This is a genomic window from Antrihabitans cavernicola, assembly GCF_008297975.1.
Taxonomy (GTDB): domain Bacteria; phylum Actinomycetota; class Actinomycetes; order Mycobacteriales; family Mycobacteriaceae; genus Antrihabitans; species Antrihabitans cavernicola.
Window position 1 is genome coordinate 766,646 of record NZ_VLNY01000001.1, and the last position, 9,344, is coordinate 775,989.

The following is a 9,344-nucleotide window of genomic DNA, read 5'->3' on the forward strand; positions in this document are numbered from 1 at the left end:
GTTCAGCGGGCTATCGGGCGGACGACTATCTCTACCGGGTGGGCATCGCGGGGCGTCTCGATCGCATTGCGGACCGCTTGCGCTACCGATTGCGGTGTCAGGAACTCGTCCGGGTTGTAGTCGCGGCCTTCGTCGGCGATCAGGGCTCGCTGCATATCGGTGTCGATTCGACCTGGATGAACCGATGTGACGCGCAACGACGGCTCCTCCAGTCGCAGCGCGTCGCCGAATGCTCGCAGCGCGAACTTGCTCGCTGCGTACGGACCCCACCCTGGATTCGCTCGCAGGCCTGCACCCGAATTGATCAGCACCACATGGCCGTTCGCCGTTCGCAATGCCGGCAGCAGCAGCCGAGTGAGTTCGGCAACCGCAATCACGTTGCCCTCCAGGTTGTATCGCCACTGTTCGACGCTCGAATCGGCGATGGTGCCGATATCGGCGACGCCCGCGTTGTGCACCAGGACGTTCAGACTGTCGATGCCTGCGACGGCGTCGGCAACCGCGTCGTAGTCGGTGACATCGACCGGCCACGGCGTGGCACCGGGCAATTCGGCCACGATCGGTGCCAGCGAGTCGGACGATCGGCCGCCGAGCAGCAGGTCGTGAGTCGGTGCCAACTCGCGGGCGATGGCGGCGCCGAGTCCGCGGCTGGCTCCGGTGATCAAGGCAGTAGGACGCATGGCCGCGACGCTACTCGGACACGGTCGGCACGAACCCTCGGGCAAGCGCTGTGCGGATCAACGCAGGGGTGAGAACCGGAACCGTGGTATCCGCGCCCGGCGCTGCTAACTGCACGTAACCGTTGGGCGACCAGCGCAGGGCACGGCCGTCGAGGAGGAGCGTCGGGCCGTCGACGTCGACGAAGGTTCCCGACGGAAGCGATCCGATCGACGTGATGTCACGATCGCCACGTCGTTCCCGATGCAGGACGTCGTCGATGTCGCCGACACTTGCGCGGCGCCCGAGGGTCGCGATCTTGAACTCCGCAAGACGATCGTGCTGGCACTGACCGCACGGTCGATGACCGGCCGTCAACGCGACAGCTTCGTCGAAGAAGAAGAGCTCGGTGTACTTGCGCGAGGGGTCGCGGAACACCGTCGTCCTCGTTTTGAACTTCAGGTGGCAGTAGATCCAGGCTTTCGAAGCCCATTGCCGACGATGGGAGCCGACGTCGATGGCACCGCCACGATTGCCCATCCACGCACCGCGATACGGCTCGGCGGTGATCTCGCCGAATGGATCGACCCGATTGCGATGCGCCACAACACAGCAGTACTGCGCGCTGGGCACCGATGCAAGCCCCTGAGCGGCTTGACCTCGACCGCACTCGAGGTTTTACGTTCGATTCATGCCCTACGCAACGATGCAACCGCCCGCCCGTCAACCGATCGGATTCTGGACCGCGCGAGCCGCCGAAGCCGTCCGTACGCGCACTCGGGGCGCTCTTGCCGACATCGGCGTCTCGCAGCCGGAATGGTGGGTGCTCCATCAGCTTTCGACGCACCCGGGTGGTATCGACCGGCGCACGATGATCGACACCATCGGGCACAACGACACGGTCGAGGCCGTCGAAACCGCGCTCGACGACGCAACGGCGAAAGGCTGGGTGACCGGCGACGATTCCGCGCTGCGCAGCACCGACCTCGGCACCGACATGTTCGACCGCGCCGCAGCCGTTCAGCGGGACCTGCAGGACGAGCGGATGCGAGGCATCAGCGAGGCCGAGTTCGCGACGACGATCACCGTCTTGCAACGCACCATCGCCAACGTCGGTGGTGACGCCTGGCACTGGTGACTTCCAGGTAGAACCACCCACAGGTCGCGCGGTAACGTCCCTGGCGGGAGAATGGGCCGATGGCCGACCGAGGTTTCACTCCCACGCAACTGGCAGCGCGCGCCGCCTACCTGCTGCGCGGCAACGACCTGGGCACCATGACCAGCGCAGCCCCCCGCCTGTATCCGCACATGTGGAGCTGGGATGCGGCATTCGTGTCGGTCGGCCTTGCGCCGCTGAGCGTCGAACGTGCCGTCGTCGAACTCGACACGTTGTTGTCCGCGCAGTGGACAAACGGGATGATTCCGCACATCGTGTTCGCCAACGGCGTCGACGGCTACTTCCCCGGCCCGTCGCGTTGGAACTGTCGCGAGCTTGCCGCGCACGCACCGATCGGCCCGGACACGTCAGGGATAACCCAACCGCCCGTGCATGCCATTGCGCTGCAACGGATCCTGGACCATTCCCGACGGCATGGCCGCACCACCCGCGCGGTCGCCGAGGAATTCCTTGATCGCCGGTGGCCCGACCTGGTGCGCTGGCACCGGTGGCTCGCTCACGCGCGCGACCCCAAGGAGACCGGACGCATCACGCTCTACCACGGCTGGGAATCCGGCATGGACAACTCGCCTCGCTGGGATCGCGCCTACGCCAACGTGATTCCCGGCGAGCTCCCGCCGTACCAGCGCGCCGACACCGACGTCGTCACCGATCCGTCGCAGCGTCCGAGCAACGGCGAGTACGACCGCTACCTGTGGCTTCTCGAAGAAATGCGCACCGCCAGATACGACGACTACCAGCTCGCGTCGACCATGAGCTTCGCGGTCGAAGACGTGTTCGTCAGCGCCATCTTCTCGCTCGCGTGTGAGGTGCTCGCCAACATCGGCGAGGAGCATTCGATGCCCAACGCCGACGTCCGCGATCTGCACGCCTGGGGCGAGAAGTTTCGCAAAGGCGTTGTCGCAACCACGGATCCACGTTCCGGAGCCGCCCGCGACTTCGACACCCGAGCCGACCGCTGGATCAGCACCGAGACGCTGGCGATGTTCGCGCCACTGCTCTGCGGCGGTCTGTCCCGCGACGCCGAGCGCAGTTTGCTGCGCATCTTCGAAGGTCCGCGCTTCTGCGGTCATCCCGATCTGCGATACGCGCTGCCGCCGTCGACCTCCCCGGTGTCGAAATACTTTCGCCCGCGCGAATATTGGCGCGGCCCGGTGTGGCCGGTGATGAGCTGGCTGTTCTCGTGGGCCTTCGCTCGCCGCGGCTGGGCCGAGCGTGCGTTGATCCTCAAAGCCGAAGGCCTACGACAGGCCAGCGACGGCAGCTTCGCCGAATACTACGAACCGTTCACCGGTGCGCCGCTCGGCAGCATGCAGCAATCCTGGACCGCTGCATCGGTTCTCGACTGGCTGGGCTGACCGACTGCGACGAAACGTCACGCACGGCCGCGCGTGCCCGGCTCCTGACGCGGCATCGAGTTCGGCGGAATCGGGTACGGGATGCCCTGATTGAAGAATCCTGTTGCCACGTTGGGCACGCACTGCGCCAAAGCGGGCCCGACGCGTGGTGCCGCCGGCGTCACGACCGGCCGACGCGCATCGGGCGGTGCAGCAAAGTTGAACGCGGACGCCATGTCGCCCACCGTCTTTCGTCGCCATGGCGTCAGGTTCGGCACCGGCACACCGAACCTGGTCTCCAACAGCTTCAGCTGCGACGTGTGATCGAAGGTCTCCGACGCCACCAGCCCGCCGCGGCTGTACGGCGAGATCACCAGGCTCGGCACTCGGAAACCGAGCCCGATCGGACCGGCGATGCCCTCCGACTCCGCCACCCCGACCGGTGCACTGAGGTACTCGCCGGGCGTTCCGGGTGGCGCGGTGGGCGGCGCGACGTGATCGAAGAAGCCACCGTTCTCGTCGTAGCTGATGATCAGCGCGGTCTTCTCCCACACCGCAGGATTGGACGTCAGGATGTCGAGCACCTGCATGATGCCGACCGCGCCGCCCGCCGGTGGTAACGCCGGATGTTCACAGGTGAATACCGACGGCACGATCCACGACACCGACGGCAGCGTGCCCGCCCGCACATCTGACTCGAAATCGAACGGGAATGCCGGATCGACGCCGCGACGGGCAAGGTTGGTGCCGGGCGTGCTGAACTGCTTGAAGCACCCGAGCATGCCGTCGAGGATGACGCTCGAGACCGGGCCCAGATCCTTGTTCTGATATACCTTCCAGCTGACGCCCGCGTCCTCCAGGTTCTCCGGCATGGTCCGCCAGGTGTACTGATTCTTGGGGATCAACGTCGGCGTCTCGACCAGCGGTCCGCCCTGAGTGCCCTCCGGATCGAGGTGTGCGCTGATCCAGTACAGCCGATTGGGGTCGGTCGGTCCCATCACCGAGCAGAAGTAGTGATCACAGATCGTGAAGGCGTCGGCCAGGTCGTAATGCACCGGGATGTCGGCGCGGGTGTAGTAGCCCATCGTCGCCGGACCGTTGCCCGGGCCCTCGTGCTGAAGGTGCACGTTGACCCACTGATCCATTTTGCCGTTGTTCCAGGCGTGATGCTGCGGACCCCAGCTGTGCGTCGGGTCGTTGATGCATTCGCCGTCGAGGTTCGCGCCGACATTGGTGTCGAGGCGGAACGGGTTCAGGAAGCCGGTGGGCGTCGGCCCGACACCAGGCGTGTACCCGTATTGGTTGAACACAGGCGACGGATCGTCGAAACCGCGCACACCGGAGAGCGTGCCGAAGTAGTGATCGAACGAGCGGTTCTCCTGCATCAGGAAGACGAAGTGGTCGATGTCCTTCAGCGATCCGGGTCCGCCCGGGTCGGCAGCGTAGGCCCGATCGATGATCGGTCCGGCCCAAGAACTGACGACTGCCGCGGTACTAGCCGCAGCAGCTTTCGCGAGGAAGCTACGCCGCGAAAAACCGTCTGTACCTGGGGTGTCGTCCGCGGCCATCGAACCATCCTTTCCGGAATACGATCGTGTGATCTTAAAGCTGCCGTACAGCTCCGAGGTGAAGATTCGATGACAACCCCGGTGCGAAGGTTGCCTTCACCCTGCCGTAGAGGTCTACCGTCGGGCGATATGACTGTGACCAGAACTGGTTTTCGTCGAAAGCTCTACGCCCTCGCACCCATCGCGCTCGCAGGCGCCGTCGCGTTCACGTCGTCCGGTGCCGCTTACGCGGACCCTGTCGGCCCGGATGTCTCGTCGTGGAATCACATCAACGGAACTGGAATCGACTGGTTCGCGGTCAAGCATTCCGGTCATCAATTCGCCATGGTGAAAGCCACCGAGGGTCTCAACTACTTCAACCCGTTCTTCATTCAGGACTGTGTCGTCATGCGGGTGGCAGGCGTGGCGCGCGGCGCGTACCACTACGCGCAGCCGGGCCTGCCGCCCGAGCCCCAGGCCGCGTTCTACGCCGCGACGGTGCTCGGGATCAACGGTCCCGGCGACCTGCCACCCGTCATCGATTTCGAGAACAGCGGCGGTCTACCGGCTCCCGCGCTCGCCGACTGGTTGCACCGCTACCTCAACACGGTGCAGGCCCTGACCGGTCGCCAACCGATCATCTACACGTACCCGGTGTTCTGGCAGACGGCGATGGCCAACACCTCCGACTTCAGCAACTACCCGCTGTGGATCGCCGACTACCGCGGCAACGCCCAACCCGAGCTGCCGGGCGGGTGGCGGAACTGGACGTTCTGGCAGTACACGGACAACGGCACGATTCCCGGCATCCCCGGCACTACCGACGTCAACTCCTACAGCGGTGCGCAAGGCGATCTGAACCAGTACTCCAACAGCGGCATCTTCAGCTTCGGCAGTTCGGGCAGTTCGTCGGGAAGTGCTTCGGGCTCCGGTAGCTGACACCTAAACCCCGATCCGCCCACCACCCGACTTCCACACAGCGACGACGGACGGCCGCGGCTGGCTGTCGCCACCGTCGGGCCAGTGCGATACGGGCTTGTCGGCGCTGGCGTCGTCGAGCTCACCCGGGTGCTGCACACAGACCATCACACGAGATTCGGTGATGATCGGACCGCACGTCTCACCACCGTGCGGGACCGTCAAGAACTGTTTGGTCTCACCACGATTCGGGCCGTCGAGCACCACGCTGAACAATCCGTCGTTCGACTTCAACGCGTTGCCGTCGGTGGAGATCCACAGGTTGCCGTGCGGATCGAATGCGACGTTGTCGGGGCAGGAGATCGGGCTGACCTTCGACTTGTCGAAGCCGGCGTAGTAGGTGTCGGCCGCCTTGGGATCGCCGCAGACCAACAGCAGCGACCACGTGAATCGATTGGTCGAGTGGTCGGCAGTGTCTTCAACGATCTCGATGACCTGACCGTTCTTGTTGGTGTTCCGCGGGTTCGCCTCGTCCACAGCGGCTTTGCCGTCGGTGCCGCGCTTGTCGTTGTTGGTGAGCGCGGCATAGACCTTGCCGGTCTTGGGGTTCGGCTCGAAGTCCTCGGGACGATCCATCTTGGTGGCGCCGACCTTGTCACCGGCGAAGCGCGTGAACACCGCGACCTCATCGGCGCTCATGCCCTCGACCAACGACTCGCCTTTGCCGTCTTCGCCGGTCCGCAGGATCGGGATCCACTCGCCCTTACCGGTGAAGCCGCCTTCAGGTGCCTTGCCTGACCCGTCAATTTTGTCCGGCTCGTTTCCGGTGAACTTCGCGACGTAGAGAGTGCCGGCGTCGAGCAGGGTCACGTTGTACCGCATGCTCGCTTGGCCGGTGCCCGGCTGCATCTTGCGCGACGACACGAATTTGTACATGTAGTCGAACTTTTCGTCGTCCCCGGTGTAGGCGACGACGGTGCCGTCGGAAGTGACGTAGATGTTGGCCGCCTCATGCTTCACTCGGCCCAATGCGGAATGCTTGATCGGAGTTGACGCCGCATCCCACGGATTGACCTCGACGACGTAGCCGAATCGGTTGGCCTCGTTGGGTTCCTGTGCCAAGTCGAAGCGCTTATCGAAGCGCTCCCACAGGTGTTCGGTCTTGCCGTCGACAAAGGCGTAGCGCTTCAGGCGTTCCGCTGCCTTCGGATCGGTGACGGCCTCCGGGTTGCCGAAGTAACCGTTGAAGTTCTCCTCACCGGAAAGCACGGTGCCCCAGGGGGTTACACCGCCCGAACAGTTGGCGAAGGTGCCGATCACCTTGGTGCCGGTGGGATCCGCGCTGGTCTTGACGAACTCGCTGCCCGCGGCGGGCCCGGTGAGGACGAACTCGGTGTTGGCGGTGATGCGGCGGTTGTGCGGTCCGAACTCCGGGGTGAGCTTGCCGGAATCCGCGGCGCCCTTCACCTGGACGACGGACAGTCCGTGCGCGGTGATCGCCACTTGGAACTGCTGCAGCGTCGGGTTGTCCGCGTCGTAGTTCTTGAACATGAACGGTTCGGTGGTGTACTCGTGATTGACCACCAGCAGGTACGTGTTCGGCTGCCCCTCCACGGGCAGTAGACCGGCGAAGTCGTTGTTGAAACCGAACTGCTTCTCCTGCGCCTGCGGAGTCTGATTGTCGAAGTCGAACGGCGGTGCGTCCGGGAGAACCGCATCGCCCCAACGGATTACGACGGCCTGCTCGTAGCCCTCCGGGATGACCACGGCATCTTCCTTGTTCGGCGCGACCACCGTGAAATCGGTGCCGGTGGGCGCCGGAGTGTTGGGCGTCGACGTGCTGGAGCCAGTGGTTGCGTCATCTCCACACGCCGCCAGCACTGTGCCTGCACCGACGGCCAACACCGCTGCCGCACTGCCCTTGAGCACGCCGCGCCGTGACATCGCGGACCGAACGACATCGCCGAAGTACTCGCCGGCGGAGGTGTTGGGTGGCTCGTGCGAGCACGCGTTGCCGCATTTGTAGCGGCAGGTCACCGACGCCCGCGCCGATTGGCCGTCATGTTTCACGAACAACGCAAGTGGCTTCAGGCTCATCGGTGCTCCCCGGTCGGTGGCTGGCTCCGCGAACCATAGAACCTTCAGGAGAGTGCAAAGGAACAGCAAAGTAAACGGCTGACCAACGAGGCTGCCCTAACTTCGAACTATGTCGACGAGGCTGCGCAAGGTCGCGAGTTGCTCCGGGTATGTCCCATCGACCTTGGCGAGCAGGGTGGTAATCCCGCTCTGTCGGTAGACGTCGATGCGGTCGGCAATCGCGTCCGGCGTGCCGAGGAGATTGGTCATGGAACCCAGCGCGAGCGGAACTGCTGCAGCGGCCTCGTCTCGTCGGCGGGCCTTCCAGAGGCGCGCGACTTCCGCGATTTCGTCGGCGAAGCCCAGACGAGCGAATGCTTCGTTGTAGAAGTTCGTCGAACCGGACCCCATCGCTCCGATGGTGAACGCGTAACCGTCGGCGTGCTTTCGAGCCCGGCGCTCGGTGTCGTCGGCACCCGATGCGACCTCGACGGCGACCGGCGCCACCAGATCGAGGTCGGCCACCGCGCGACCTGCCCGCGCTGCCCCTTCGCGCAGCGGACCGAGAAATACTTCCGCCGATTCCGGAATGAATGCGTTGCCCAACCAGCCGTCGGCAACCTCGCCGGTCAATCGCAGATTGGCGGGGCCCATCGAGGCGATGTAGATCGGCACGTGGGCGGGCGCGAGCATGGGCGTCAGTGCCGCGCCGCGGCTGTCGGGCAACGGCAGCGGGTACACCGAGCCGTCGTGCACAAGTTTTGCGCCGCTGCTGACGGTCCGGACGATCTCGATCGTCTCTCTGGTCGTTTGCACCGGTCTGTCGAATCGCACACCGTGCCAGCCCTCCATCACGGCCGGACCGGACACTCCGACACCCAGATTGAAGCGGCCGCCGGACAAGGCTTGCAGGCTCAGTGCCGAACTGGCCAGCATCGCCGGGCTGCGCGAACCGAGCTGGACGACGAACGTTCCCAGTCCGATCGTCTCCGTCCGGGCCGCCAGATAGCCCAACCCGGTCAGTGCGTCGTAACCCCAGATCTCTGGCGTCCACAGTGAGTCGATCCCCAGCTGCTCGGCCGCCTCGGCGAACTCGGCTGCGCCCGGCAGTTGCGGTTGGATCATTGCGCCGATTTTCATCGATAGCCCCTTCGCTGCCCGGCATACCATCGAGGATCTACCCCGAAAGACATCTCACGAAGCTAAATGTCAAGCCGCGAGCTCGGAAGGAGGTGGAAACGCCTGATGTTCGTCGTAGAGCCGGCCGGTTTGCAGGCAGTGGTGCAGCTGGCCGAGGAACTTGTTGAACAGGTGTCGTTGGGCTTGGTGGCTCCAGTCTCCTGCGGCGCGGCGGGTGTCGAAGTGCTGGCGGGCGCCGGGCGAGGCGCGCAGCGACGCGAGCGCCCAGATGGGGCCGACGGCGGCGAGGCGCCGGTTCTTGATATGGCGGTGCAGGACAACCTTTTTCTTGCCGCTGGCGATCGTGATCGGTGCGGATCCGGCGAAGCCTTTCAGGCCGCGCGCGGTGGCGAAGCGGGCGCGGTCGTCGCCGATCTCGGCGAGCACCCGGGCACCGGCCAGCCGACCGAGGCCGGGGAAGCTGGTGATGATCGTGGCGTCCGGGTGCCGGTC

At 65.0% G+C, this 9,344-nt stretch carries 9 protein-coding genes; 3 read left to right on the top strand and 6 right to left on the bottom strand.

Annotated elements, in window-relative coordinates; translation table 11 throughout:
* Positions 1-2 precede the first annotated feature (2 nt).
* Positions 3-680: an SDR family oxidoreductase gene (locus FOY51_RS03640; RefSeq protein ID WP_149428790.1), complete on the bottom strand. Its 678-nt coding sequence runs from the start codon at positions 678-680 to the stop codon at positions 3-5.
* Between the two features lie 10 nt (positions 681-690).
* The gene (locus FOY51_RS03645) at positions 691-1,290 is read right to left on the bottom strand and encodes a hypothetical protein (RefSeq protein ID WP_149428791.1); all 600 of its coding nucleotides are present in this window, start codon (positions 1,288-1,290) and stop codon (positions 691-693) included.
* Positions 1,291-1,348: 58 nt separating this feature from the next.
* On the opposite strand from FOY51_RS03645, the gene FOY51_RS03650 reads away from it, so the two are divergent.
* The gene (locus tag FOY51_RS03650; RefSeq protein ID WP_149428792.1) at positions 1,349-1,795 is read left to right on the top strand and encodes a MarR family winged helix-turn-helix transcriptional regulator; all 447 of its coding nucleotides are present in this window, start codon (positions 1,349-1,351) and stop codon (positions 1,793-1,795) included.
* Between the two features lie 59 nt (positions 1,796-1,854).
* Positions 1,855-3,192 carry a glucosylglycerate hydrolase gene (gene ggh / locus FOY51_RS03655; RefSeq protein ID WP_149428793.1) on the top strand — a complete coding sequence of 446 codons (1,338 nt, stop codon included), beginning with the start codon at positions 1,855-1,857 and terminating at the stop codon, positions 3,190-3,192.
* 17 nt (positions 3,193-3,209) lie between these two features.
* Here ggh and FOY51_RS03660 read toward each other — a convergent pair whose 3' ends face one another.
* Positions 3,210-4,739, bottom strand: a complete 1,530-nt coding sequence (locus FOY51_RS03660) for a phospholipase C (RefSeq protein WP_149428794.1) — start codon at positions 4,737-4,739, stop codon at positions 3,210-3,212.
* Between the two features lie 129 nt (positions 4,740-4,868).
* Here FOY51_RS03660 and FOY51_RS03665 point away from each other — a divergent pair, with 129 nt between their 5' ends.
* A complete protein-coding gene (locus FOY51_RS03665) occupies positions 4,869-5,657 on the top strand; it encodes a glycoside hydrolase family 25 protein (protein ID WP_149428795.1) in 789 nt (262 codons plus the stop codon).
* Positions 5,658-5,660: 3 nt separating this feature from the next.
* Here the strand turns inward: FOY51_RS03665 and FOY51_RS03670 are convergent, their stop codons facing one another.
* From FOY51_RS03670 to FOY51_RS03680, 3 genes are all read right to left on the bottom strand, one after another.
* Positions 5,661-7,733 (bottom strand): PhoX family protein, encoded by a 2,073-nt coding sequence (locus FOY51_RS03670; protein WP_149428796.1) that lies wholly within the window; start codon positions 7,731-7,733, stop codon positions 5,661-5,663.
* 96 nt (positions 7,734-7,829) lie between these two features.
* Positions 7,830-8,852: an LLM class flavin-dependent oxidoreductase gene (locus FOY51_RS03675; RefSeq protein WP_149428797.1), complete on the bottom strand. Its 1,023-nt coding sequence runs from the start codon at positions 8,850-8,852 to the stop codon at positions 7,830-7,832.
* A 69-nt stretch (positions 8,853-8,921) separates the two neighbouring features.
* The coding region (locus FOY51_RS03680) for a transposase (RefSeq protein WP_149428798.1) at positions 8,922-9,344 on the bottom strand (423 nt) is incomplete at its 5' end.